Origin of the sequence: Spiroplasma endosymbiont of Virgichneumon dumeticola (genome assembly GCF_964264745.1) — a bacterium.
Lineage (GTDB): Bacteria > Bacillota_I > Bacilli_A > Mycoplasmatales > VBWQ01 > Spiroplasma_E.
In genome coordinates this window covers 876,936-903,138 of record NZ_OZ183478.1, presented here as the reverse complement: position 1 = coordinate 903,138, position 26,203 = coordinate 876,936, and the positions used below count along the sequence as shown (strand labels likewise).

Here is a 26,203-nt window from a genome sequence, read left to right as displayed (position 1 = left end):
AGCAATCACATATTGTATAATAAAGTAATAGTTAAAAGAAAGTAAAAAGGAAAAATATTTTTTAAATTATAGATAAATCAAAATTTTAGCAACACTGGGTTATGCCACTGTGTGTGGAATACAAGAACAGTATATACCAACTACTTTACATTCTGCAGGTGCTTTATCTAAAGTTGGAATTATTATAAAATGTACACGAATACAAAAAAACATCATCCTGTCTTTGAGGACATAAATTTAAAAAAACTAGCAAGTAAAAGTATGTTGCCACAAAGAGACTAACATTAATAAAAAAGTAAATTCTATGCAAATCTGCGTGTAAAACTAAATAAAATGTATCAAAGTGATTTTATTTAAGTAATGTTCATAATAATAACAATGTTATTATTTTAAAAATATTGCTTTAATGTTAACTAAAAGTTATTATTATACATAAGGTTTTTAAAACTATACTATAAAGAGGTATCCAATAAATGAACATCGAAACTATTTTATTAATTGTAATGTGGGGATTGCTTGCCATCACCTGTGTTACTATTGAACTACTAACAACCAACCTAATTACCATTTGATTTGCTCTAGGTAGTATTGTTAGCTTAATTGCTGGTGCTTTCGGTGTAATTTGATATTGACAAATTATTAGTTTTCTAACAACAACTATTGTTACACTAGCAATTGGTTATCCATTATTAAAACGATATATTCATAACAAACCAACCTTAAAAACTAACCTTGATGGATTAATTAATCAACAAGCAGAAATGATGAATGATTATCCTAACCACCATAAAGCACCAGGAATTGCCAAATTAGATGGTAAAACATGAACTGTTATTAGTACTACTAACGACAATTTTAAAAAAGGTGAAATAGTTTTAGTTACTTCAATTATTGGTGTCAAACTTGTAATTAAAAAAATATAAGGAGATAAACATAAAATGTTACCAACCAGTACTATTATTGCTATTATTCTAGCTACCATTATTATTGTTTTATTAATCACTATGGTCTGTTTAGCTATCAAAGTAGTTCCGCAATCTAATGCCTATGTAATTGAAAGAATTGGTAAATACCATACCACATGAAATTCTGGTATTCATTTTCGTATTCCATTAATTGATAGAATTGCTAAGCAAATTTCACTAAAAGAACAAGTAGTTAGCTTTACACCCCAAACTGTAATTACTAAAGACAATGTAACTATGGAAATTGATACTGTTTTATTTTTCCAAGTTACTGATACTAAATTATACTCTTACGGTGTTGAACGCCCTATTTTGGCCATTTAAAATAACAGCTACAACTTTAAGAAATGCGATTGGTGATTTAGAATTAGATAAGACCTTAACATCACGTGATGAAATTAATGGTCGTTTACAAATTACTTTAGATGAAGCAACTAACTCATGAGGAATTAAAGTAGTACGTGTGGAAGTTAAAAATATTCAACCACCACGTGAAGTAAAAGAATCAATGGAAAAACAAATGCGTGCTGAACGCGAAAAGCGTGCTGCTATCTTAACTGCTGAAGGTGATAAAGCATCACGTATCTTAATGGTAGAAGGAAAAGCACAAGCGTTACTAGTTCAACAACAAGCATTAGCTTCTTCAATTGATATTTTAAATAAATCAACTCCTAATCAACAAGTACTGTTACTGCGTAGTTTGGAAACTATGGAAAAAGTAGCTGATGGAAATGCTACTAAAATTATTATTCCATCTAATCTCCAAAACTTGGCAGGGGGGGCATTTGCAACACTTGGCGAAGTATTTAAAGAAACAAGTGTTGTTGATAAAAAACAAAAAAATAATAACCTTAAAACTGATGTTATTAGTACTAAACTCAAAAAATAAATATATTTAAGTAAAAATGATAAGTGAGTTTTAAGTTCGCTTATCATTTTTTAAATTCATTAAATTTTATTACGGACTTCTCCCCACATGTACTTGTGGAGGAAACAATGAAATTGAATGAGTTCAATAATACTTTTCAAACTGAAAAACAATGTCTTGCATATATAGCAAGTTTGAAACAAAGCAAATGTATTAGGTGTTCTAGTTTTAATTTGAATACTTCTATTTAAGAAAAATGAGATGTTTGAAATGTCATCAAACATTCAGTATTCTCACGGGCACTATATTTTCAAAGTCACAAACACCTTTAATATCTTGGTTTTATCTCATCTTTAGATGAATAAACACCAAACATGGAATTCCATCAACTGATGTTGCAAAAGAATTGGGAGTGACCTTGAAAACAGCTTGAAGAATGGGTCATAAAATCCGAAGTGCCATTGCTAAACAAGAACCTCAATTCATTGTTGAGGGCATAGTGCAAATGGATGAAATGTATCTTTCACATATGGGTTTAAAAAACAAGGAAGATACTTGTTGAACAAAACCTTGATTGTTGGTATTTATGAAAAAACAACCAACAATCTGATTGTGAAAGTATTGAAAAATGCAAACAGTAAAAATCTTTTGCAGTTTGCAATAAACCACATTTCTTCAAAGTGTGATGTACATACTGATTCTTGAAAAGGATATCGCGATTTGAAATCGGTTTTCACTAAGCATGAAACAGTTAACCATCAAGATGGCTATGTTTCAAAAACTGGTGTAAATACCAACCAAATTGAGTCAGTATGAAAACATATACGAAGAACATTTAAAACACATATCAAAGTTGCAAAACATCATATTCATTTATATGCAAAAGAAGCTGCATATAAATTCAATAACATACCTAGTTTTGAAACTGTAATGCTATGTTTAATTTAAAAATGTGGGGAGAAGTCCGTAGATAGGCTTTTCTCAGCATTTATGTGATAAAATTTAAAAATAGTACATAAAGGGAGAAAAGCCTAACATTATTCATAACCACAGTTATTCTTACAAAAAAATTTAGAAATATTAAGTTTTATCATGTTTATCCCAAACAATTAAGCAGAAATCTTGTATATATGAATAAGTCTATTATATATCTAATAATCTATTACTACAATAGATTATTTAATATTCATCTTCAGATGGAATATCACTAATATCAACAATCACTTCTGTATTTTTAACTGCTGTCTCTTTATCAATAATCAAACCCATACTTTCTTCACCAGTATGTTTAGCATTAGTTTTTAAACGATGCAATTGTTGTTCTAGTGGTACTAATATTTTTCTAATACCCACATATAAATCATAATCTTCTACTGAGCATTGTAAATAATTTTTATTCAGCATTTGAATATGAACTGAAATTTTAAAAGTATTATTGCTATGCCTTTCAATATCAACTTTTGCCACCATATCGTTTTTAATATACTTAGTATATTTTGATTCTAAATGAGCTAAACTTTTCTCAACCGCATTATGAATCACATCTATTATTTTAATATTTTTACCATGAATAATAAGTTGCATAATTTTATTGCTCCCATCTATTTATACATTGTGATTAAATTTAAACTTGTAAAATAATTTATGCCTTATTATTTTCGCATAAATAGTTGTTTTTTAAAAGCATTACTTCAAAAGATATGACAGTTAAAAATATTATTTTAGGTTTTTACTTTACGTAACCTACGCTTACCTTTTCATTTTTTATTTTTAAGAACATTTTGGCGTCCATTAAATGTAATAGTAGTTTGTCATTTAGGATAGTCTTGACCTTTAGCAAGGGCATTAATACAATTTAATGGTCATAAATTACTTGTTTCTTCAGTACCACCGGCTACTAAAGGACGTTGGTAAACAATAGTTCAACTATAACTACGGACATTATTATTTTCTTCAACATTAGGATTAGCAATAAATGAACCTTTAAACATTAAAGCTCCAGCATAATCACTACGATATGCTTCTGCTTCATAAGTCGGAGTTATTAAGCCACGTTCTCAAGCAGTATTGATTTGTTCTTTTGTTCATACTTTTAATGGGAGAGTTGGTTTTTTTGGTAGTTCTAATTCTGGTGGTTGCGGGTTTATTGGCTGTGAAACTTGTGCTTTTAATAATGACATTTCCGTAACACCAATAATTGTAGTTTCTTGATTAACTGAGGGTGGTAATGGAGGTGGTGGTACACCTTGAACAGGTGCTTTTAATGGATAAACATTTTTCACAAACTGTTCATTAGACCATTCTTGCTGGACACTAGGTGGAGAATCACTACTAGATATTTTTAAATTAGCAGTATTATCTGTCGTTATTGATTTTGGTTCTGGTAATTCATGAATTGATATCATCAATGGTGATTGATTAGTTGCAGGAGAAGGATTTATTGAAGAAGGCGCAACTGATTGCGATGTTGAAGTATTACCTTGAAAAGGTGCTGATTGTTTTATAACAACTTGAGTTTGGTTATTAACAGTCATTGCTGGTGCTATCTCATCATTTACAAAAGGAGTTGGTTCTTGATAAATAGGTAATGTTACATCTTTCACATTTAAATTTTTTTCAATTTGATGTAAAGGTTGTGAAACTTGTGCTCTTAATACTGGTGTTTCTGTAACACCAATAATAACTCTTTTGTTACTTGGTAATTCTGGTATTGTTTTTTTTTGGATTTTTATAGCAATTGGTTCACGATTAAACTTAGGCTTATTATCATGTTCATCAAGTTTTTTTTCTGTTTTAGGTTCTATGGGTTCTGAATTCGATGATGTTGGTAAAACAGCAGGTAAAGAATCTGGTTGTACTTGTAAGCGGATGGTTTCTAATGACTGAAAATCTGATTCATCATCATTCTTTTTACGTATGGAATGTTTATTAGGTATAGATCTAGGCACTTCTTGTTGATCAATAGAAGATAATGTAATTGGTTCATTTTCTATTTCTGATAATAATTCATTGTTTTCCATGGTCACAAGTGTGCTGCTATCACTACTATCATGCAAATCATGACTAACTTCTGATTGTTGTTTGATAAGACTCCGTTGATTTAAGAAAATACTTTTTGAATCATTAGAAAAAAAAATAATTATTAATCAACAAGAAAATCCAATAGTACTACCAGAAAAAATGATTGTAAATATTCAAGGGATAACAAAAAATAAAATACTAACAACGCCATTTTTAGTAATATATGCGCGAAAGCCAGCACTAGCAAGACCACCAAAACTAATCATAAAAATTAATAATATTCCACTAACTACTAAACAAGCCACAGCTATCATAATCATAATTGCATTATATTTTTTTAAAAAAATAAAAGGCATAACAAGAATACCCACAAATACTAACATAAATACGTACATTGATAATGTTAAAACTACAAAATTACAGTTAAAACCATTGTTGCTAATTTCAGCCAATAACTCATCAACATTACTACGATAAACACTAGTAAAAAATATTCATGTTATGAAAAGTGTTATTGTTGTCAATCCTCCACTAACTACTAAACCTCAACGATTAAGAAACTTAATGTTTTTTCATTTTGAGTTAAAAGGAGGATTATCATATTTTATTTCTGCTTGTTCTGTCATGTTAAAAACCTCATATCATCTTTAACTTTATATACTAAAATATTAACATAAAAAATATTTTCATACTTGAAATAACTTAAATAAGTTAATGAGAAGGTCATCATCACTAAGTTTTATTCAATTGCACATTGGCTCAATTTCTTAATTCTATTTTGTTAAAAAAGTTTTTCTTTTACAAGTAATTAGTAATATAATAAAAACATGGGAAAAGTGGGATATTTATTATTAATTTAAAACCTTAAGAATGGAGTATAAACAATGCAAACTATAGAGAAAAAACAAGAAAATAAAATATTATCAAAATCATCAGTAGAAAAAATAAAAAGTGAAATTAAATTGGTACCCCAGTGAAAAATTTTCCCTTTTGTAATTAACAATGGAGCGATTGGTTTAAGTGAAACTGGATATAAACCTATTAACAGCAAAATTACTGACTTTGGAAAGTATGAATTAATTATTACTGGTAATTCTCCTGTTGTAGTTATATGGAAAAATAGTACCAAAATTTATCAAAAAAAAAAAAAAAAAAACAAAGGAACAACAGACCCTGAAACAAAAATTACAACTGGTCAAGATAAATTTTATACTAAGTTGGTGATTATATTCTTGAAATTTGGATGGAAAAAAATTAACAACAGTTGAACAAATTAGTACCGTTGACTTATCACAAATCCGCAACGACAAAGTTTATGCTATGGCAGAAGATACAGAGTTTTTAGATATTGCAAGTTCTTTAACAAATAAAGATACTGAAATGTAATGAAATACAACTCCTGATGGTATACCATCAGGAGAAAAATATGCATACATTATTGATTACATCGTGACCCAATCTTTACATCAAGGTGAAGAACGTCATACCTTTTATAGTAATAACCCAATTGCTAATAATGTTAATGATTTCAATGAACTTTCAGTTGCTCAATATCGTTTTAATAATAGTGCATTCTTTACTAGCAATATGTTTAATTGAACAACTCAATATAAAACTAATCATGACGAATATGAAGAAACTGAAGAAACAACCTTTAGTTATCCAGCAAGTATATTACCACCTGATCCGATGAATATTGCTAAACAAATAGTTATTAATCTAAACTTAAACGCAAATAAAATCGCTTATAAACCTACTATTTCTTTGAATAATTTTAGTAATATTAAAAAGCCAACTAATAATACTAGTAAATGATTAGAATTTAATCAAACTATGAGCGAAACAAAAAATATTGATTTAAAATCATTGTTAGACCCAACATTATTAATTTATACTATCAATGATTTAAATAGATACTATAAATCAATTACAATATATTATGATTATGATATAGAAACAGAAGTTTATGTTCAAAATCAATTAACTACTAAATATAGTACTCAAGAAACATTTGCAAATCCTAAAACTATAAGTACATCAAAAGTAATTAACATATTAGATATTATTTTTTCTAATCAACATGAAGAATATACAACTAATAAATTTTGAGATACTATAATTTATGGACTTCCTTATTATCAAGCATGAGCTAATCCTTATTATGATTTTGATAAATCACAATATGTTTTAAACTCTTATCAATTTAAATTTTCAGAAGATTTTATAGAAAGTTATACAACTATAAATAGTAAAGTAGTTTCTTTTGAAATTATTAATTATTTTAGGAGTAATAATTTTAGGTTTTACTACAAATTCAAGTGTGATTGCGTGCAAAAACAATAATATAGAACAATGCGAAATAAACGATAAAGGAGAAATAATATACAATTTCCATGAAAAACAAATGTACATAATATGATATTCATTAAATTACCAAGTATTAGAAAAAAAATTATATACAGAAAATTTGCCTTTAGATATAAGGATAAATACATTTATGGGTAATTATGCAGTTCTTAATATAAATGAAAATAAAGCTTGAGTAGAAAGAGGAGGAATAAAATTAATATATTTAAAATAAGAATAATAGGAGTCATTAAATGAATAATTATGTAAATACTAGTTTTGCAGAAAGTGGCGAAATTGCTATATTAATACTTTCTTTAATTGTTATTCTACCAATTTAAATAACATTAATTTATTTTGGAATAAAAATGTGTAATAAAAATAATGCTATTGGTATGATTTTATTATTTATTTCAATTAATATATTTGGTTTAGTTATTGGTTACGCATTACTTTATAATAGCAAAGATAATTCTATTGCCATGAAAAAGAGAGAAGAAAGATTAAAATTAAAGTTAAAAAAATTACAAGAAACTACAAAATCATAACTAATATTATATCGGACTTCTCCCCACATGTACTTGTGGAGGAAACAATGAAATTGAATGAGTTCAATAATACTTTTCAAACTGAAAAACAATGTCTTGCATATATAGCAAGTTTGAAACAAAGCAAATGTATTAGGTGTTCTAGTTTTAATTTGAATACTTCTAATTTAAGAAAAATGAGATGTTTGAAATGTCATCAAACATTCAGTATTCTCACGGGCACTATATTTTCAAAGTCACAAACACCTTTAATATCTTGGTTTTATCTCATCTTTAGATGAATAAACACCAAACATGGAATTCCATCAACTGATGTTGCAAAAGAATTGGGAGTGACCTTGAAAACAGCTTGAAGAATGGGTCATAAAATCCGAAGTGCCATTGCTAAACAAGAACCTCAATTCATTGTTGAGGGCATAGTGCAAATGGATGAAATGTATCTTTCACATATGGGTTTTAAAAAACAAGGAAGATCCTTGTTGAACAAAACCTTGATTGTTGGTATTTATGAAAAAACAACCAACAATCTGATTGTGAAAGTATTGAAAAACGCAAACAGTAAAAATCTTTTGCAGTTTGCAATAAACCACATTTCTTCAAAGTGTGATGTACATACTGATTCTTGAAAAGGATATCGTGATTTGAAATCGGTTTTCACTAAGCATCAAACAGTTAACCATAAAGATGTCTATGTTTCAAAAACTGGTGTAAATACCAACCAAATTGAGTCAGTATGAAAACATATACGAAGAACATTTAAAACACATATCAAAGTTGCAAAACATCATATTCATTTATATGCAAAAGAAGCTGCATATAAATTCAATAACATACCTAGTTTTGAAACTGTAATGCTATGTTTAATTTAAAAATGTGGGGAGAAGTCCGTAGATAGGCTTTTCTCAGCATTTATGTGATAAAATTTAAAAATAGTACATAAAGGGAGAAAAGCCTATTATATTTTTCATAAATTAAGTGAAAATAAACAGATTCAGTACTTTCGCTATAATATTTTATACTCTTTATTTTTAATACCAAGAATTTGTATTTTTTTATTAAAAGGGTTATTGCTAATTAATATTTTTTTAACTATTATTCTTAAAATAATCAACAGTATCTTCTAAATCTTGTCGTAACTGTACTTTCAAGTCATCTAAACTACTAAATCGTAAATTATCACGTAATCAAGTCAAAAACTTAACCGTGATTACTTTATCATACAAGTTTTGATTAAAATTTAAAAGATAAGTCTCCACCAAAGGTACGTTATTACGCATCATAATGACTGTCATGCTTTGATATCACTTATCATCAACTTGGGTTACTGTTATATACGTAGCAACCCCAGGAAGCGCGTAATTAGTATTTAATTCTAAATTAGCAGTAGGAAACCCAATAGTATGCCCTTCTTTAATCCCGTGCACTACTTTCCCCGTAATATAATACTCATTAGGTGCTAAACATAAGTTAGCATTAATGATATCCTTATTTTGTAATAATTGTTTAACAAGTGTTGATGATACTTTATCATGATTTCCTACAAAAACATCATCGCATAAATAAACTTGTAATGATGATTTATGTAACGTTTTAATCGTTCCTTGACCTTGATATCCAAACCGTACATTACGATTAACAATAACGCTCTTCACACCATATGATATTAATCATGCAATAAATTGTTGTGGTGATGTTCTTGATAATTCTTTAGTAAATTCAATTTCTAAGTAGTAATTAATCCCAAAATCATTAATACGTTTAATTTTATCTTCTTTAGATAATAAAACTTGATTAGCAATTTCATCAGTAACACTTTGCGGTTTTTCATTAAAACTAATAATACACGTTTCATAATTATTAGTTTTAGCAATTGTTATTAGTTTATTAAACAATGTTTGATGACCTTGGTGAATACCATCAAAAAATCCTCAACAAGCAATTAATGGTTTACTACTAAGAAGACTTTGAAAACTCAGATTTTTTATTTTCAAGTTTTGTGTTTTTGATATCTGAATTTTTATTTCTTTCATCGTGATGAAAACCTCGTTGACTAACATATATATTATTATTTTGATAACGATAAATAGCTAAGGGCTGATAATGAGAACTAACTACTAAGATGAATGGATCTTTAATATTACCTTGGACAGTTAAGGGCTTACCATCAAGGATATCTTTGGTATTTTGCGCAATTATAATAGGCATAATTTCTTTAATTCCATCATAAATACTAATACAATTTTTAGCAACAGTTTCATGACTAATATTGTCTAAACTAATTGCATTTGCTAAATCAAAACCTGATTGTTGCGTTCTTCGTAAGTAAGTTAAGGTTGCTGAGGTATGTAAAATACGCGCAATATCACTAATTAAAGTACGAACATAAGTTCCTTTCGAACAAACAACTTCAAATGTAACAATGTCATTATTAATACTAATTAGTTTTAAAGACTTAATATGAATTTTACGTTTTGGTAATTCAACAGCAATATTGTTACGGGCATATTCATAAAGCCGTTTTCCGTCAACTTTAACAGCAGCATAAGAAGGAACAATTTGTTCATAAACACGGTTGTTGTAAAATTCTAAAGCATTAATAATTTCTGTTTCTTTAAACTTAATATGTGGTTTATTTTCAATAATTTTTCCAGTAATGTCACCCGTATCAGTTTTTAAAAATAATTGCATTTTAGCAATATATGTTTTATCACTTTTTAAAATAAAATCACTAAGTTTTGTTGCTTCATTAACAAGCACAACCATTAATCCTGTTGCTAATGGATCTAAAGTTCCAGTATGCCCGATTTTATCTAATTTTAATCTTTTTTTAATGATTGTCAAACAATCTTGTGATGTCATAAATGATGGTTTGTCCACTAATAATAAATAATCTTTTAACATTTTTTCACCTACTTTATTTAATTGTCCGTGGGTTCTTGATATTTTTCTACGTGCTTACAGTCGGGATAATTAGTACACCCCAGAAATTTTCGACTTTGCTTTGATGATTTAACTACCATTCACCCATTAGTACAAATATTACATGGTTTAATTTTAATTTGTTGTTTTTGGATATAACAACATTTAGGAAAGGTAGAACAACCATTAAACTTACCATATCTTCCTGTTCTTTGTACTAATGGTGCCCCACAAAGTGGACAGTCTTGGTCTAATAAAATGGGTTTAATTTTAAACTCAGTCATTTTAGCGAAAGCATCATCAATTTGTGGTTCAAACTTAGAATAGAAATCTTTGACCACTTGATGCATTTCAAAATTACCATGGGCAATTTGGTCTAACTGCATTTCAACTTGCGAAGTGTATGTCTCATTAATAATATCATAAAAAAATTCTTGTAGTTTATCGTTTGTTAACAAACCTTTTTCCGTAGCTTTAAATGCTTTATTTTCAATAATCACATAGCCGCGTTCTTTAATTGTGTGCATAATAGGATTGTAAGTTGATGGACGACCAATTCCTAATTCTTCTAAGGTTTTAATTAACTTAGCTTCACTATATCGGGGCTTGGGTTTAGTAAAGTGTTGCAGTGCATCAACTTTTTCCACTTGAATAATTTGTCCTTGTTCGAATTTTGGTAATTTTAAAATTGTTTCATCATCAAGGCTTACTTCATCAAGTGTTAAAAAACCTTTAAATTTAATTTGTTGACCAGATATTTTAAATTGGTAATTATTATTATTAAATAAAACAGTGGTATTAATTAATTGAGCAGGTGCCATTAATGATGCTACAGCACGAAAGTAAATTAGGCTATAAAGTTTTAATTGGTCACGATTTAAATAAGGAGTAGCAGTTTTAATATCCATAGTTAAATCAGTTGGTCTAATGGCTTCGTGAGCGTCTTGAACATTTTTCTTATTGGTTTGTTCTTTAGTTTGACCAAGATAATCTTGACCATAAGTGCTAATAATCAACTCTTTAGCACTATCAATAAACTTAGGATTTAAACGAATAGAATCAGTACGAGGATAGCTAATGAAACCCGTTAAGTTACCATTAACATTAATTCCTTCATATAATTGTTGAGCAACTAATGTTGTTTTAGCAGTACTAAAATTTAATTGTGTTGAAGCAGCTTGTAATAAAGTACTAGTAGTGAATGGATTTAATGAATTATGTTTGCGATTTTGTTCAGTAATTGCTACTACTTCATAATTAGGTGACAATGCGTTTTTAATTTCTGTTGCTTGTTCTTCATTGTTAATTACTAATGGCTCATTGTTATATTTTTCACAATTTAAAACTAATTGATTTTGATAAGTTGCGGTAATTGTTCAAAATTCTTCACTAACAAAACTAGTAATTTCATGTTCACGAGTAGCAATTAATTTTAATGCTACTGATTGTACTCTTCCAGCACTGCGTGAACCAATTTTCTTTTGTAGTAAATTACTTAAACGAAAGCCAATAATTCTATCAACCATGCGCCGTGCTTCTTGACTACGAACTAATTGTAAATCAATTTCATGGGGAGATTTAAAAGCTTCTAAAATAGCATCTTTGGTAATTTCATTAAATGTTACTCGTGATGATTTACCAGAAGTTAATAAAACTTGGTCTAGATGATAAGCAATTGCTTCTCCTTCGCGGTCGTGGTCAGTTGCTAAATAAACATGATTCATGTTTTTGGATTTGGTTTTTAATTCTTTAACTTTAGGCATTTTTTTACGATCAATTTTATAAATAGGTTCAAAGGTATCTAAGTCAATTCCTAAACCATATTGCCCTTTAATGGCTAAATTACGAATATGCCCATCTGAAGATAATACTAAATAGTCATCACCTAAATATGCTTGTACTGCTTTACTTTTAACTGGAGATTCCATAATTACTAATTTTGATGGCATCTTGTAACCTTCCTCTGTGTTTCACATTAGTTTTATTTAAAATAACTAGTTTGTAATATATATAAGTTTAACCTGAAAGTCAATATTTTTTTCTGAATATGCCTTTTTTATTTGATAATATGCTAATGTCTTTTATGATAATGACAAGTTTCACCTTTAAATCACATTTTCTTTACAACATTAATACATGTTATAATGCTAGTAAGAAAGTATTTTTAAAGTGGAAAAAGATTATGAAAAAAATATTACATATATTTTTGACACTAATTTTTACTACTCCTTGGATAATTATCATAAATCAACAATAGATTTTTAATTTCCTGAATTATATAGATAAGTTATTACGATTTACGTCTACGGCGTTTAACAACAATAATGGGAATAATAATAGCAAATAAAATTAATAAAACAAAACCAATAACTATTCACATACAAATACGATTAACTTTTTTCTTATACTCATTTAGTTCTTGTGGATTAATGATTTCATAACCATAATAACTAATAATATTACGTTTACGAAATTTAAATAATACAAAATTAATGATATGAATAGTAAAAATAACGCCTAAAACAATTGTTAATGTAACAGCATCTTGAGTAAGTTTAGCTACTTGCACAGTTCAAGATTGAACAATAAATGTTAGTTTTTGTCCACTAATTAAAAACATAATACCAATAGCAATTCCTAAACAAATATAACTACTAATACAAACTCAATTTAAAATAATTAAATTAGTATGAATTTTACGGTAATTTCTAATAATAAAATTTGGTGGTAGTAATGAACCTTTTAAAGTTCTTTCAATGTATAAATCAACTTCTCTACGTAATGTTAAAAATTCAATAATATTTATTAAAACAATCGCTGCGCAAATAATGGTTAATGGAATCATAAGCACAGGATGAGGAATATACTTATGCTTAGCATTTCCAAAGAATAACCCAATAAAAGTAGATGTAACAACTAATGAAGCAAAACTAATTAGTAATAATAGTAACTGCTTTAACTTTTCTGATTTAATTTCACGACTAATTGGTTTAGGAATTTTAAAATTATTTTTAAAACTTACTAATGCCATAGTGCTAAATAAATGTGGTGGTTCGTAGTAGTTTGATTTTGGTGTAGTACTAAAACTTTCAGTATTTTTTGATTTTTCTTGTAATGGAACAATATATGAACTAGTTACTTGCAAATGTTTAGGTTCAGAAAAATTATTCACATCAGGTGCATCAATATTATTGTTGTTAATAGAAGGTGGTACAACATTATTAAAATAGGGATTAGCATTAGGCAATTTATCAGACTTATCAGCAGATGATAAATTTTCTTTTTGAATAAATAATTTACTAAATAATTTAGACTTTAATTTTGGCATAAATATCACCTACAAATAACTATTTAAAATATTTTTTTGTGCGTTTGGTTGCATGTTTAGTTGAATAAAACTTACGTTGAATTTTACTAATTTCATGTTCAATTTGCAAAATTTTATCTTCTACTTGATAATCCTTTTCTTCTAGACTTAAGTATCCTTTAATAGTAATTCTTTTACGTAAATACATAATTAATAAAATAGCTAATAAAATTAAAAAAATTATTAACGCCAATCCCCCAGCAACAGCCAAGAAATCTTGTACACGAATTCTAAAACCTAAAAAATTAATAATATTAGGATCATCAGCACTCATTGGTAATAACATTTTTAATCACCTCATATTTGCAATTAATATAACTATTCCATAATATATTATATTAATATTATAACAAAAACCCTTACTCTATTAACTATTATCTATTTAATGCATTATTAAAATTCATTAGTATTGTAAAAAAGAATATGTTTAATATTCTTTCTCATATGTTCAACCGTGTGAACGTAAATATTTAGGAATAACAAATTGAGCAAGTACTGCAATTACTAATCCAAGACAAGCTACTAATAAAATAATTGTATAATCAAGCGCTTGACGATTAATTAAAAATAAATCCTGTGGATCACGTTGTAACTCTAGAATAAAACGAATCATATTTCAACCAAAAAGGTACAATCCAATTTGAAAGCCAGCATACATCATACGATAATGTTGCGGATTATTAATTTCATAAAGTATTTTGCTGACAGCACTACGGTGTTTTATTCTTTGTTTGTAATCATTAAATCAATGACCTGTAGTTTTGAGTTCAGGTATTTCTGCTAATGCTTTAGTAACAACATTCTCAGGAACTTTATTATAGTAATAGACATCATTTCACATTTTAGTTCATGTTAAACGATTAGCATCACGGTTTTTTTTACTTCAATATTTAGGATTAAATGTTGTAACTGTTCAATATTTAAAGTTTTGACCAAAGTTAAAACTATATTTATCTGGCTCAAATTTTCACGGTTTTTTACCAAATCATTTTCCAAGATTAGGAACCATGAAGGTAAGGGCTACTCATAATCCTAAATTACCAAGTGATTCATACAAGAACATAGGTGCACGATAAACAATATGACCACCTAACATTTCTGGACTACCATCAACTAATTTAAAACAGTTATCACGAATAAACGCTGGTAATCACGATAAAGAATCATAACTAACAGCTGAACCTAGTAACTCATGATTAAAAAAATTACCTCAACGACCTAAGATTTGACCTAATAAAATATTAGGGATAATACAGTCACCATAAATTCATAAAGAAATTTTATACCTACGACCAACGATATAAAAAATTACACCTCCAGCAATAATTCCAAATAAAACACCACCATGAATTGACATACCACCATGTCAAAAAGCAAACTTACTTCAGAATGGCATAGGATTATTAGGTTCATCTTTCCCTAAAAAACTAGCACCAAATAAAGCTGCTGGAATAATAAAAACGATTGATCAAGTTAAAGAATCAGTAGGAACACGATAACGACGAAATTTAATTCATGAACCAATTATAGATGCAAAAATACCTGACATAATAGCAAAAGAATAAACATGGAACCATCCACCATACGTATCAGTAATGCCATGGGGTCCAACATAGTCTAGATTAAAAAACACAATATTACCTCATTTTCAAAAAATATTTGTCCTTAATAGAATACCATAACCAATTATCAATCACAAGGTAAATAAAAAACATTAGCATTTATCATACAGAAGGTTTATAATACTTTTATTTATTATAGGTAACTAATATCTTAAAACATTCCATAATAATAGACATAATAAAAATATTGTTTTTTTAATTAAAAGGAGATGCTAATTATGAAATCATTATTAAATATGGCTTTTCTCCCTTTATGTACTATTTTTAAATTTTATCACATAAATGCTGAGAAAAGCCTATCTACGGACTTCTCCCCACATTTTTAAATTAAACATAGCATTACAGTTTCAAAACTAGGTATGTTATTGAATTTATATGCAGCTTCTTTTGCATATAAATGAATATGATGTTTTGCAACTTTGATATGTGTTTTAAATGTTCTTCGTATATGTTTTCATACTGACTCAATTTGGTTGGTATTTACACCAGTTTTTGAAACATAGCCATCTTGATGGTTAACTGTTTCATGCTTAGTGAAAACCGATTTCAAATCGCGATATCCTTTTCAAGAATCAGTATGTACATCACACTTTGAAGAAATGTGGTTTATTGCAAACTGCAAAAGATTTTTACTGTTTGCGTTTTTCAATACTTTCACAATCAGATTGTTGGTTGTTTTTTCATAAATACCAACAATCAAGGTTTTGTTCAACAAGGATCTTCCTTGTTTTTTAAAACCCATATGTGAAAGATACATTTCATCCATTTGCACTATGCCCTCAACAATGAATTGAGGTTCTTGTTTAGCAATGGCACTTCGGATTTTATGACCCATTCTTCAAGCTGTTTTCAAGGTCACTCCCAATTCTTTTGCAACATCAGTTGATGGAATTCCATGTTTGGTGTTTATTCATCTAAAGATGAGATAAAACCAAGATATTAAAGGTGTTTGTGACTTTGAAAATATAGTGCCCGTGAGAATACTGAATGTTTGATAACATTTCAAACATCTCATTTTTCTTAAATTAGAAGTATTCAAATTAAAAATAGAACACCTAATACATTTGCTTTGTTTCAAACTTGCTATATATGCAAGACATTGTTTTTCAGTTTGAAAAGTATTATTGAACTCATTCAATTTCATTGTTTCCTCCACAAGTACATGTGGGGAGAAGTCCGTTAAATATTTTAGCAATTACTATTATTTCTACTAATCTTACTACTTGTTCGTTTAATACCCCCCAAAAAACTACATTTAATAATTCTCATCAGCCAAATCTTAGTGTTACCAATGGGTACTGATGTTAAAACTGGCGATTATACTTGGCATGGTGCTGTCAAAACACAAACGGCACCTGACACCGCAATTGGTGCTGGTGGTGGAGTATTAATCCAAAAAATAATAACCAATGAGTAACAGAAGGTATTGTTAGTCATGGTGTTTATGATTGAGTAGCACCACTCCCTAGTCTTTATACTTTTGTCGGAGCATTTCACAAGTGAATTATAAGTACTATGAATAGCAATTAAATGTTCAAAAATGTTCATATATGAATCTTTTTTACTTGTTAGTTTATCCTTCATCAATTTTCAAGACAACACGGAAAACTTAAAAATACTGTAATTAAAAAAATGATTTGTCTTAAAATTCAATTAATATCACGATGATAACATATTGAGGTTTTAATTTCGTAAATCTCAACAAGATTTTTAAAAGAATGTATAATTAAAAGCATTACATGGACATGTTTAAATAATTACAAAGTTAAAGAAAGGAATTAGAAACTGGTTAATGGTACTAATTTAGGCATATAACATGGTTAACAACTAAGTGAAAAAGGAATTTAAAATTATGAATAACAATATTTCTGAAAAAAATATTATTTTATTAGAAAATATAATTTTAAAAATTATTGGTTTTGGTCTTGGTGGAGTTTTATGTTTATGTGGAATTATTATTATGGCTACTCATATTTATTTAAAGTTACCTTATCCAGACTGATTAATTATAGGTTTAGTTTCTACAATAATTGGATTTATTTTAGTTATGACTCATACAATTTTTAATTTTGTTATTAAATTAATGAAAATTAAAAAGTAATATATGAACTTTTTTGTTCGTTGATTCTATTCTTCATCAATTTTCAAGACAACACGAAAAGCTTCTGGTGGTAACTCGACATTACCAATTGCTTTCATTTTTTTCTTACCTTCTTTTTGTTTTTCTAATAACTTTCGTTTTCTTGTAATATCACCACCATAACATTTAGCAATAACATCTTTTCTTACTGCTTGCACAGTTGTTCGAGCAATAACTTTGTTATTAATAGCAGCTTGAATGGCAACTTCAAAATTTTGTTTAGGAATTAATTTCTTTAATTTTTCACATAAGATACGTCCTCTTTCATAAGCGAAATCTTTATGAACAATAATCGATAAAGCATCAACAATTGTTCCTGCTAATAAAATATCCATTTTTACTAGTTTACTTTCTTGATAACCAATTAATTCATAATCTAATGAAGCATAACCTTTAGAAATTGATTTTAATTTATCAAAGAAATTAATAACAGTTTCGTTTAATGGCAAATTGTATGTTAATGTTCTTCTTAAATTGTCAGTATACTCTAAATCTAAATATACTCCTCTTTTGTCTTGACATAACTGCATAATAGCACCAACATATTGCTCAGGGGTCATGATTTTTACTTTGACGAATGGTTCTTCAATCGATTTAATAGTTTGGGGGACAGGTCATTTTGCTGGATTATCAATAGTTAATTTATTACCATTAGTTAAATTCACTTCATAAATAACTGATGGTGAAGAAGAAATTAATGTTAAGTTGTATTCACGCTCTAAACGTTCCTGAATAACATCCATATGTAGTAATCCCAAGAAACCACAACGAAATCCAAATCCTAACGCTTGTGAAGTTTCGGGAATGAAAATTAATGCAGCATCTGATAATTGAACTTTATATAAAGCATCTTTTAATTCTTGATATTTATTAGTATCAATCGGATATAATCCACAATAAACCATTGGTTTTAGCGTTTTATACCCTGGTAATGGTTCAGAAGCAGGATTAGCCACATTAGTAACAGTATCACCAACATGAACATCACTAATAACCTTAATGGACGCACTAAATCATCCAACCTCACCAGCATATAATACTTGACGCTTCTCTTCTTTGGGTGTACGAACACCAAGCTCAGTAATTTCATACTCAGCATTAGAAGCCATCATACGAATTTTATCACCAATTTTAATCGTACCAGTTTTAATTCTTACAAAAGCCATTACTCCACGATAGGCATCATAAAAAGAATCAAAGATTAAAGCTTTTAAAGGTGCATTATCATCAGCATCTTGAGGATAAGGAATATGAGTAATAATGGCCTCTAAAACATCACGAATATTAATTCCAGTCTTAGCAGAAATTAATGGTGCATCATCAGCAGGTAAACCTAGTACTGATTCAATATCAGATTTTACTTTATCAGGGTCGGCACTTGGCAAATCAATTTTATTAATAACAGGAATGATTTCTAAGTTATTATCAATGGCTAAATAAACATTAGCTAAGGTTTGGGCTTCAATGCCTTGAGCTGCATCAACAACTAAAATTGCTCCTTCACAAGCTGCTAAACTACGTGATACTTCATAAGTAAAATCAACGTGACCTGGAGTATCAATTAAATGAAATAAGTATTCATGGCCGTTTAAGGCTTGATAGTGTAATTGAACACTATTTAACTTAATAGTAATTCCACGTTCGCGTTCTAATTCCATTGAATCTAATAATTGGGCTTTCATATCACGAATCGCAACAGCACCTGTTAATTCCAGAATTCTATCTGCTAACGTTGACTTTCCATGATCAATGTGGGCAATAATGGAAAAATTTCTAATATATTTTTTATCAATACTCATAATATTATGTTTTCACCTATCTTTTTTAAGAATCTTTACTAACAATTAGTATATCAAAAAATATGAGAAAAAGATAAGTTTGTGGAAGCAAATATTTTGAGAAACTCTTATTCATTGACAACCATTGGTTGTGCTTTTTTCAAATAATTAAACGGACTTCTCCCTACATGTACTTGTGGAGGAAACAATGAAATTGAATGAGTTCAATAATACTTTTCAAACTGAAAAACAATGTCTTGCATATATAGCAAGTTTGAAACAAAGCAAATGTATTAGGTGTTCTAGTTTTAATTTGAATACTTCTAATTTAAGAAAAATGAGATGTTTGAAATGTCATCAAACATTCAGTATTCTCACAGGCACTATATTTTCAAAGTCACAAACACCTTTAATATCTTGGTTTTATCTCATCTTTAGATGAATAAACACCAAACATGGAATTCCATCAACTGATGTTGCAAAAGAATTGGGAGTGACCTTGAAAACAGCTTGAAGAATGGGTCATAAAATCCGAAGTGCCATTGCTAAACAAGAAACTCAATTCATTGTTGAGGGCATAGTGCAAATGGATGAAATGTATCTTTCACATATGGGTTTTAAAAAACAAGGAAGATCCTTGTTGAACAAAACCTTGATTGTTGGTATTTATGAAAAAACAACCAACAATCTGATTGTGAAAGTATTGAAAAACGCAAACAGTAAAAATCTTTTGCAGTTTGCAATAAACCACATTTCTTCAAAGTGTGATGTACATACTGATTCTTGAAAAGGATATCGCGATTTGAAATCGGTTTCACTAAGCATGAAACAGTTAACCATCAAGATGGCTATGTTTCAAAAACTGGTGTAAATACCAACCAAATTGAATCAGTATGAAAACATATACGAAGAACATTTAAAACATATATCAAAGTTGCAAAACATCATATTCATTTATATGCAAAAGAAGCTGCATATAAATTCAATAACATACCTAGTTTTGAAACTGTAATGCTATGTTTAATTTAAAAATGTGGGGAGAATTCCGTAGATAGGCTTTTCTCAGCATTTATGTGATAAAATTTAAAAATAGTACATAAAGGTAGAAAAGCCTAATTAAATTATTCATCATTTCATAAAAAATTATTACTACGTGATTTAATGCGACTTAATTGTCAATACAACATAATGCCAATGACATATGATAATCCACATTGCACACAATCAACTAATAATTCAATAATAGCTAATGCTGAGCCATAGACAACTCAAGTATATAAAGGATAAATAATAATGATGGGTAATAATGCTAAAAAGAATGTTCAAAAACAAGAGTATCAATGTTTACTCATAAATATTCTAATAATGATAAACATTAAAATTCTAATAACAACTGTCGCTGGTAGCATAGTAAAAGAAAAATTACTGGCAATCATCAAGTCAGTTAAAAATCCAGCAACAATTCCAGAAATTAAAAGCATTGGTCCTGGGATAAAAGCAGTTAAAGCAACTAATAGTCCATCAAATAATTGAATGATACCGCCGTTTAAAGACATAGCAATTCATTTTCCAACAATTCAGTATGAAGCAAAACCAAAAATAGCTAGTAAAGCACTAACTAATGCTGTTGTGGTACAGTATTTAATGGAACGAAAACGATACATAATAGTTTTCCTTTCTTAGGTTTAATTACTAATTATGACTTTAGTATATCAAAAAATATGAGAAAAAGATAACTCCTTAACTAATGGTTTTTAATTAAATTTTAAACCAATAGCAATAACATTGGTTTTAGAACCAAAATAAAATTTGGCATCTAAGGGATTTTTACCTGCTGGTTGAATTATTTTAATAATAATAATATTAGAAATTGTAGCAACAATAATTCCTGATTTGTTAATTGCAATAATTGTTCCTGCTGGTAGTGTTGATTTTTCATTAGTAACTTCAACTTGGTGAATTTTATAAATAACATCATTCAAAATTGTATAAGCAATTGGTACATCATATAAACCACGGACATGACATGAAATTAAATGAGCACTTTGTTGTCAATTAATTTTTTCATCTTTACGAAGAATATTAAAACCAAAAGTAACTTTATCTTCATCTTGTGGTTTTGGGATTAGGGTATTATTAACAATAGGTAATAAATTAAATACTAACATCTTTTGGGCTATGACAATTAATTTATTAGTTAAAGAGACATACGTATCATCATTAGTAATTGCTACTGAATCTTGGATGTAAATATCACCAGCATCCATTTTGCTAATCATATCCATTAAAGTGATTCCTGTACTAGTTAAACCTTTAATAATGGCTCATTGAATGGGAGCACCACCACGTAATGCTGGTAATAATGAAGCATGGATATTTAAACATTTTTGTTTTGGTAAATTTAAGATAGGTTTGGGTAGAAATTGACCATAAGCACAAGTAATAATTACATCAACATTTAATTGTGTTAATGACTGTAAACTATCAATAATTTTTTCTGGTTGAAAAACGGGAATATTAGCAGATATTGCTAACTGTTTAACGGGTAATTCTACTAAAATTTGTTTACGACCAATCTTACGATCTGGTTGGCAAACAACACCTACCACTTCAACTTCATTATTCATGGTTGTTAATAAAGTTGTTAATATTTTTTGCGAAAAAAAGGTAGTTCCCATAAATAAAACTCTAATTTTTGACATGACTGTTGCTCCTTTATTTATTCTCATAACTTTTATTATCACTATTTATTTGAGTTTTTAACTCTAAGTTTTCTGCTTGTAGTTTTTGATTTAATTCTAATAGTTCATGATTTTGCTTTTCTAAAGTTGTAATTTTATTATAAAATTCTAAGTTTATACTTTGTCAAATATTTCTTTGTACTCCATTTCTATTATTTTTCTAAAAAACACACGATCAGAATTTACAGAAACTATTTTACTCAATCCTAATTTCCTTTCATAATTGACAAAGTATAAAATATGGTATATCATACTCATATATATATATATATATATATATATGAGTATAACTAATGTTATGCAAGGGGGTATAGCCCTCGAGTTCTCCTAATCAAAAATGATTAGGTGTTTTTTATTTAAAATATAATCTTACTAAGAAAGTATTTAGCATCCTTAGATTTTATTTTACAATTAAAACCTCATCATCCAACTGTGTTTGATAATTCTCAATAATAACTTTAATATGTCAAAATAATACTACCATGCCTAATGTATCGCGAGCACAATATTTTAACATATTATCACGAAAGTTATGATTTCAATTAGTTAAACTAATATTATCTTCTACTCGACGACGAAAAGCTTCTGATGCCATATCACCTTTTTTGATAGCTAAATCTTCATATGAAAAAGCAGATTCAAAAGCAGGTAAAGTTTTTTTAATTGATAAAGAACCATAAAATTGTTCTTTATAAATTTTAAATCCTTTGAAAAAATCTTGCAAGTCAATGGTACCATCATGAATTTGTGCTAATTGATGTTTGAATTCAGGATATCAAAATGCTAATTTTTTAATTACTGATTTTTCAAAAGATTGATTATAAGCAACATACGTACCTTGACCATGAATTTTAAGTAAATCATGACATAAGTTCTTGGTTAATAAAAAACGCGGGTCACTATTACCATCAGCTAAAAATTCATAATGAACAATGTTATAATTAGTTTTAAAATCAAAATCAGGGTTTAATAAAACATGGATAGAATATTGAAAAGGAATTTGTTGGTATGGTGTTGAATTTTTAAATTTAGGAATGGCTGATTTCATAGTTTCAAAGTCATACATATAAACTGGATATTGATATTTTTTGTACTCAATTTTTAAATCAGCAAATTTATTGGGGTCAATTAATTTTTCACCATTTTTAATAACATCATATTGACGTAAATGTAAATCAGACTTAGTTATAAATGGTCAAATTCGTTCATCATTAATTGCTAATAGTTGTTCTTCATAATATCATAACGCCTTTTTTGTTTTTCGTAGTCGGTATAATTCAAAAATACTATTATGAATAGGAAAATATTTGAAAATATGAGAGCAAAAAGTTGTATCATTTTCATGGCAATAAGGTGACGTTAAAAATGCTATAATCGTTTCTTTATCATCCATTTCCATGATATTACGTAATTTTTGATATTCTAGTTGTAAATTATATTTTAAAAGTTCATCTTGAATTGAATCATATAAATTAAAATTCTTTTTAGTTTTAGGGCTTTTTTGTCATGTTGTACCATTAGGAATAAATAATTCATCTAAATCCAAAGTTTCTTGACGAACATAATTATTATTAATATACATAATATGGGTATTAGCAATATTAATGCCACATTTAGTTAAGATATCGTATTGATAAAGTAAATCTCACATATGTTCTTCTTTAACCCATGTCACAGCTTTTATTTCAATTAAATCTCAACCATCATTATTACGTTTTAAGATATCACATTTAGTAATACAACCGTCATATTCAAATCGTGGTTCAAATAAGACATCATATGCTTTGTCATTAATAATTTCCATGGTTTTAATATAATCATAATTTTCTAAATTAAAACTAGTAAACTTGCGTTTAAAATAGTCTTGAGCATACTTACCTGTTTCAACTCCATCAGCAATCGTTTCTCCAAGATAAAATTCAGAATCATCTTTTTGGCTATCAAATGATTCTGAGTTATAAAATTGGTTATCTTGAAAGTCAGCAATTGTAATTAAATTTGTATTAAATTTACTACTAGTTTCAGTATGTGTTAATTCTACAAAATTAATAATAGATTTTTCTTCAATTAAACTTTTTGCTAACTTATAATTTTTACCTTTTAAAAACCATGAAAGTTTTTGACAAGTACGAAAGTGTTTATAATCATCTTTGTAAATTTTCATAACTTATTACCTGACAAATCTAATAGTTTATTGTTTTTCTTTTCAACCAGAAAATTTGTCTTGGATAGCAGTTTTTGGTTTTTCAAAATTTTTAGCACGTTTTTTCTCGGCTTTTTCTTGAATTCTTTCTTCAGCTAAAGCAATTTTTACTGCTTCACTTTCCTTTTTAATAGCAATTTTTTCTTCTGCAGTTTTACGTGACATCTTAACTTTTTTACTACGTTTTTTTGATAATTTAATACTTTTAATTGTTTCATCTAAAACTAGTTCGCGGTTTACTTTTCAAATTGTTTCAAATTCTTTTTTTGAAAGTTGTTTCGTAAATCCTTCAACTTCAAAAGCTTTTGTTGCATATAAGTCATTTTTCTTAGAATCATATAACTTCACTATTACATCAAAAACATCACGATAACGGAATTCTTTACTACTACGTGAAACTACTTGCTCAAATTCAATAGTTTTGTGTTGCAATTGCAATTCTTCGCGCATAAAAGTTTTAATAACTTGTTTTACTTCTTTTTGACGACGTGATTTTTCTTCTTTTTTCTTCTTTTTTGATGATATAGTTGTTAGAATAAAAATTATTACAACTACTCCAATTAGAGCTAACATTCATCATGAACTAGCTAATTTATCCATATTTATCACCTTTTTTATTTATAAATTGTCCTCAATAACTGTTAACAGTTTAGTAGGACTCATGGGTGAAATTGTTAAAATTAAATTTGTATCTTTTTTAATTACAAAATAAAGATTTGTTTTATTAACTCTAATATATTTATAACTTCTAGTTTCTTCAATATAATGAGATTCACTGATTAATTTTAAGCAATGCTCACGCACTTGTATCTCAGTTAGGTCTTGCAACTTTAGTCTCGTTCTAATGCGGGCAAAGCCATGATAAGAAAATTGATAAGGGTTACGATAATAGTAACTCATTTTTTACCACCTACTACTACCCTACTAACTTGTTATATTTTCATACAAAAACACTAACATAATAATTATACTGAAAATATTAAAAAAATTATACAACATTTAGTATTTTTGTTATAATTATTTTTGTTGTAATCAATTTATAAATTATTTAAATCATAAGGAGAAAAAAATGGCAAACATTGCATCACAAATCAAACGAATTAAAACTAATGAAAAAAGAAATGAAATTAACAAAAGTTACAAAGCTAAAATTAAAACTGCTTTTTTAAAAGCAGAGGTAGCAATTAAAGATAAAAACAAAACTGCTCCAACTCTTGTTAGTCAAGCATGCAGTTTAATTGATAAAGCTGTTATTAAAGGTATTTATCACATTAACAAAGCCGCTAATAAAAAATCAAAAATTATGTCTAAATTAGCACAAACTAAATAAGGCTTTTCTCCCTTTGTGTACTATTTTTAAATTTTATCACATAAATGCTGAGAAAAGCCTAAATTATTTATATGCTACTTTAACATTAATAAGTATTTAGTTAAATACTAGATATAGAATAAAAGATTGTTTTTTCCAACTTATAAAAATTTCACAACTCATTTTAAGGTGCAAGAATTATAATATAAAATCATATTTACAATTCAGAAAATATAAAGAAGAACGATAGAAATATCGTTCATTTAATGTTTAGTCTATCCAATTATTTTATACACCCAATAAACCATTACCAATCTTGGAAATACCAAATTTAGAGATGACTCTCTCATAAACCCTACTATTAATTATGCAACAT

The 26,203-nt window shown here is 27.9% G+C and carries 28 protein-coding genes and 1 pseudogene; 13 read left to right on the top strand and 16 right to left on the bottom strand.

Translation table 4 applies throughout. From position 1 onward, the window contains the following. The first annotated feature begins 503 nt into the window (after nucleotides 1-503). From ACFEL4_RS05795 to ACFEL4_RS05775, 5 genes and pseudogenes are all read left to right on the top strand, one after another. The gene (locus tag ACFEL4_RS05795) at nucleotides 504-923 is read left to right on the top strand and encodes an NfeD family protein (protein WP_375316961.1); all 420 of its coding nucleotides are present in this window, start codon (nucleotides 504-506) and stop codon (nucleotides 921-923) included. Nucleotides 924-938: 15 nt separating this feature from the next. Beyond that, nucleotides 939-1,854, top strand: a pseudogene (locus ACFEL4_RS05790) (SPFH domain-containing protein). A gap of 107 nt (nucleotides 1,855-1,961) precedes the next feature. Then, a complete protein-coding gene (locus ACFEL4_RS05785) occupies nucleotides 1,962-2,084 on the top strand; it encodes a hypothetical protein (RefSeq protein WP_375316960.1) in 123 nt (40 codons plus the stop codon). A 5-nt stretch (nucleotides 2,085-2,089) separates the two neighbouring features. Then, complete coding sequence (locus ACFEL4_RS05780; protein WP_375316959.1) at nucleotides 2,090-2,497, top strand: hypothetical protein; 408 nt, start codon at nucleotides 2,090-2,092, stop codon at nucleotides 2,495-2,497. Then, on the top strand, nucleotides 2,392-2,781 hold the full coding sequence (locus ACFEL4_RS05775) for an IS1595 family transposase (protein ID WP_375316929.1): 390 nt from the start codon (nucleotides 2,392-2,394) through the stop codon (nucleotides 2,779-2,781). The genes ACFEL4_RS05780 and ACFEL4_RS05775 overlap by 106 nt, the downstream gene beginning before the upstream one ends. 231 nt (nucleotides 2,782-3,012) lie before the next feature. On the opposite strand, the gene hpf is transcribed toward ACFEL4_RS05775, so the two are convergent. Next, nucleotides 3,013-3,417, bottom strand: a complete 405-nt coding sequence (gene hpf, locus ACFEL4_RS05770; protein WP_375316958.1) for a ribosome hibernation-promoting factor, HPF/YfiA family — start codon at nucleotides 3,415-3,417, stop codon at nucleotides 3,013-3,015. 137 nt (nucleotides 3,418-3,554) lie between these two features. Beyond that, nucleotides 3,555-5,480 carry a hypothetical protein gene (locus tag ACFEL4_RS05765; RefSeq protein WP_375316957.1) on the bottom strand — a complete coding sequence of 642 codons (1,926 nt, stop codon included), beginning with the start codon at nucleotides 5,478-5,480 and terminating at the stop codon, nucleotides 3,555-3,557. Nucleotides 5,481-5,738: 258 nt separating this feature from the next. On the opposite strand from ACFEL4_RS05765, the gene ACFEL4_RS05760 reads away from it, so the two are divergent. Next, nucleotides 5,739-6,131, top strand: coding sequence for a hypothetical protein (locus tag ACFEL4_RS05760; protein ID WP_375316956.1), 393 nt, complete (start codon nucleotides 5,739-5,741; stop codon nucleotides 6,129-6,131). Between the two features lie 172 nt (nucleotides 6,132-6,303). After that, on the top strand, nucleotides 6,304-7,197 hold the full coding sequence (locus ACFEL4_RS05755; protein WP_375316955.1) for a hypothetical protein: 894 nt from the start codon (nucleotides 6,304-6,306) through the stop codon (nucleotides 7,195-7,197). A gap of 457 nt (nucleotides 7,198-7,654) precedes the next feature. Here the strand turns inward: ACFEL4_RS05755 and ACFEL4_RS05750 are convergent, their stop codons facing one another. Further along, nucleotides 7,655-7,777 carry a hypothetical protein gene (locus ACFEL4_RS05750; protein WP_375316954.1) on the bottom strand — a complete coding sequence of 41 codons (123 nt, stop codon included), beginning with the start codon at nucleotides 7,775-7,777 and terminating at the stop codon, nucleotides 7,655-7,657. An 18-nt stretch (nucleotides 7,778-7,795) separates the two neighbouring features. On the opposite strand from ACFEL4_RS05750, the gene ACFEL4_RS05745 reads away from it, so the two are divergent. After that, complete coding sequence (locus ACFEL4_RS05745) at nucleotides 7,796-8,617, top strand: IS1595 family transposase (RefSeq protein WP_375316953.1); 822 nt, start codon at nucleotides 7,796-7,798, stop codon at nucleotides 8,615-8,617. 216 nt (nucleotides 8,618-8,833) lie between these two features. Here ACFEL4_RS05745 and ribF read toward each other — a convergent pair whose 3' ends face one another. The 7 genes from ribF to ACFEL4_RS05710 form a co-directional block, all read right to left on the bottom strand. After that, on the bottom strand, nucleotides 8,834-9,739 hold the full coding sequence (gene ribF, locus ACFEL4_RS05740) for a riboflavin biosynthesis protein RibF (RefSeq protein ID WP_375316952.1): 906 nt from the start codon (nucleotides 9,737-9,739) through the stop codon (nucleotides 8,834-8,836). Next, on the bottom strand, nucleotides 9,702-10,649 hold the full coding sequence (truB, locus tag ACFEL4_RS05735; RefSeq protein ID WP_375316951.1) for a tRNA pseudouridine(55) synthase TruB: 948 nt from the start codon (nucleotides 10,647-10,649) through the stop codon (nucleotides 9,702-9,704). The genes ribF and truB overlap by 38 nt, the downstream gene beginning before the upstream one ends. 17 nt (nucleotides 10,650-10,666) lie before the next feature. Next, nucleotides 10,667-12,616: a type I DNA topoisomerase gene (topA, locus tag ACFEL4_RS05730; RefSeq protein ID WP_375316950.1), complete on the bottom strand. Its 1,950-nt coding sequence runs from the start codon at nucleotides 12,614-12,616 to the stop codon at nucleotides 10,667-10,669. Between the two features lie 341 nt (nucleotides 12,617-12,957). Continuing rightward, complete coding sequence (locus ACFEL4_RS05725; protein WP_375316949.1) at nucleotides 12,958-13,995, bottom strand: MSC_0882 family membrane protein; 1,038 nt, start codon at nucleotides 13,993-13,995, stop codon at nucleotides 12,958-12,960. A gap of 19 nt (nucleotides 13,996-14,014) precedes the next feature. Next, nucleotides 14,015-14,320 (bottom strand): hypothetical protein, encoded by a 306-nt coding sequence (locus ACFEL4_RS05720; protein WP_375316948.1) that lies wholly within the window; start codon nucleotides 14,318-14,320, stop codon nucleotides 14,015-14,017. Nucleotides 14,321-14,461: 141 nt separating this feature from the next. After that, nucleotides 14,462-15,667: a prolipoprotein diacylglyceryl transferase gene (locus ACFEL4_RS05715; protein WP_375316947.1), complete on the bottom strand. Its 1,206-nt coding sequence runs from the start codon at nucleotides 15,665-15,667 to the stop codon at nucleotides 14,462-14,464. A 311-nt stretch (nucleotides 15,668-15,978) separates the two neighbouring features. After that, complete coding sequence (locus tag ACFEL4_RS05710; RefSeq protein WP_375316946.1) at nucleotides 15,979-16,800, bottom strand: IS1595 family transposase; 822 nt, start codon at nucleotides 16,798-16,800, stop codon at nucleotides 15,979-15,981. Here ACFEL4_RS05710 and ACFEL4_RS05705 point away from each other — a divergent pair. Together ACFEL4_RS05705 and ACFEL4_RS05700 are read left to right on the top strand one after the other, a co-directional pair. Then, entirely contained in the window at nucleotides 16,800-16,964 is a 165-nt protein-coding gene (locus ACFEL4_RS05705; protein ID WP_375316945.1) for a hypothetical protein, read from the top strand. The genes ACFEL4_RS05710 and ACFEL4_RS05705 overlap by 1 nt on opposite strands. A 544-nt stretch (nucleotides 16,965-17,508) precedes the next feature. After that, nucleotides 17,509-17,757, top strand: coding sequence for a hypothetical protein (locus ACFEL4_RS05700; protein ID WP_375316944.1), 249 nt, complete (start codon nucleotides 17,509-17,511; stop codon nucleotides 17,755-17,757). A gap of 26 nt (nucleotides 17,758-17,783) precedes the next feature. Here ACFEL4_RS05700 and lepA read toward each other — a convergent pair whose 3' ends face one another. Beyond that, complete coding sequence (gene lepA, locus ACFEL4_RS05695) at nucleotides 17,784-19,595, bottom strand: translation elongation factor 4 (protein WP_375316943.1); 1,812 nt, start codon at nucleotides 19,593-19,595, stop codon at nucleotides 17,784-17,786. A 187-nt stretch (nucleotides 19,596-19,782) separates the two neighbouring features. Here lepA and ACFEL4_RS05690 point away from each other — a divergent pair, with 187 nt between their 5' ends. Beyond that, a complete protein-coding gene (locus ACFEL4_RS05690) occupies nucleotides 19,783-20,445 on the top strand; it encodes an IS1595 family transposase (RefSeq protein WP_375316942.1) in 663 nt (220 codons plus the stop codon). Beyond that, on the top strand, nucleotides 20,358-20,603 hold the full coding sequence (locus ACFEL4_RS05685; RefSeq protein WP_375316941.1) for a transposase: 246 nt from the start codon (nucleotides 20,358-20,360) through the stop codon (nucleotides 20,601-20,603). The genes ACFEL4_RS05690 and ACFEL4_RS05685 overlap by 88 nt, the downstream gene beginning before the upstream one ends. A gap of 92 nt (nucleotides 20,604-20,695) precedes the next feature. On the opposite strand, the gene ACFEL4_RS05680 is transcribed toward ACFEL4_RS05685, so the two are convergent. From ACFEL4_RS05680 to ACFEL4_RS05660, 5 genes are all read right to left on the bottom strand, one after another. After that, nucleotides 20,696-21,238, bottom strand: coding sequence for a hypothetical protein (locus tag ACFEL4_RS05680; protein ID WP_375316940.1), 543 nt, complete (start codon nucleotides 21,236-21,238; stop codon nucleotides 20,696-20,698). 90 nt (nucleotides 21,239-21,328) lie between these two features. Continuing rightward, on the bottom strand, nucleotides 21,329-22,276 hold the full coding sequence (fmt, locus tag ACFEL4_RS05675; RefSeq protein WP_375316939.1) for a methionyl-tRNA formyltransferase: 948 nt from the start codon (nucleotides 22,274-22,276) through the stop codon (nucleotides 21,329-21,331). Between the two features lie 439 nt (nucleotides 22,277-22,715). Then, on the bottom strand, nucleotides 22,716-24,479 hold the full coding sequence (locus tag ACFEL4_RS05670) for a DUF2779 domain-containing protein (protein WP_375316938.1): 1,764 nt from the start codon (nucleotides 24,477-24,479) through the stop codon (nucleotides 22,716-22,718). Between the two features lie 27 nt (nucleotides 24,480-24,506). Next, a complete protein-coding gene (locus ACFEL4_RS05665; protein WP_375316937.1) occupies nucleotides 24,507-25,118 on the bottom strand; it encodes a hypothetical protein in 612 nt (203 codons plus the stop codon). 18 nt (nucleotides 25,119-25,136) lie between these two features. Beyond that, nucleotides 25,137-25,418 (bottom strand): hypothetical protein, encoded by a 282-nt coding sequence (locus ACFEL4_RS05660; RefSeq protein WP_375316936.1) that lies wholly within the window; start codon nucleotides 25,416-25,418, stop codon nucleotides 25,137-25,139. A gap of 169 nt (nucleotides 25,419-25,587) precedes the next feature. On the opposite strand from ACFEL4_RS05660, the gene rpsT reads away from it, so the two are divergent. After that, complete coding sequence (rpsT, locus tag ACFEL4_RS05655) at nucleotides 25,588-25,848, top strand: 30S ribosomal protein S20 (protein WP_375316935.1); 261 nt, start codon at nucleotides 25,588-25,590, stop codon at nucleotides 25,846-25,848. Nucleotides 25,849-26,203 lie beyond the last annotated feature (355 nt).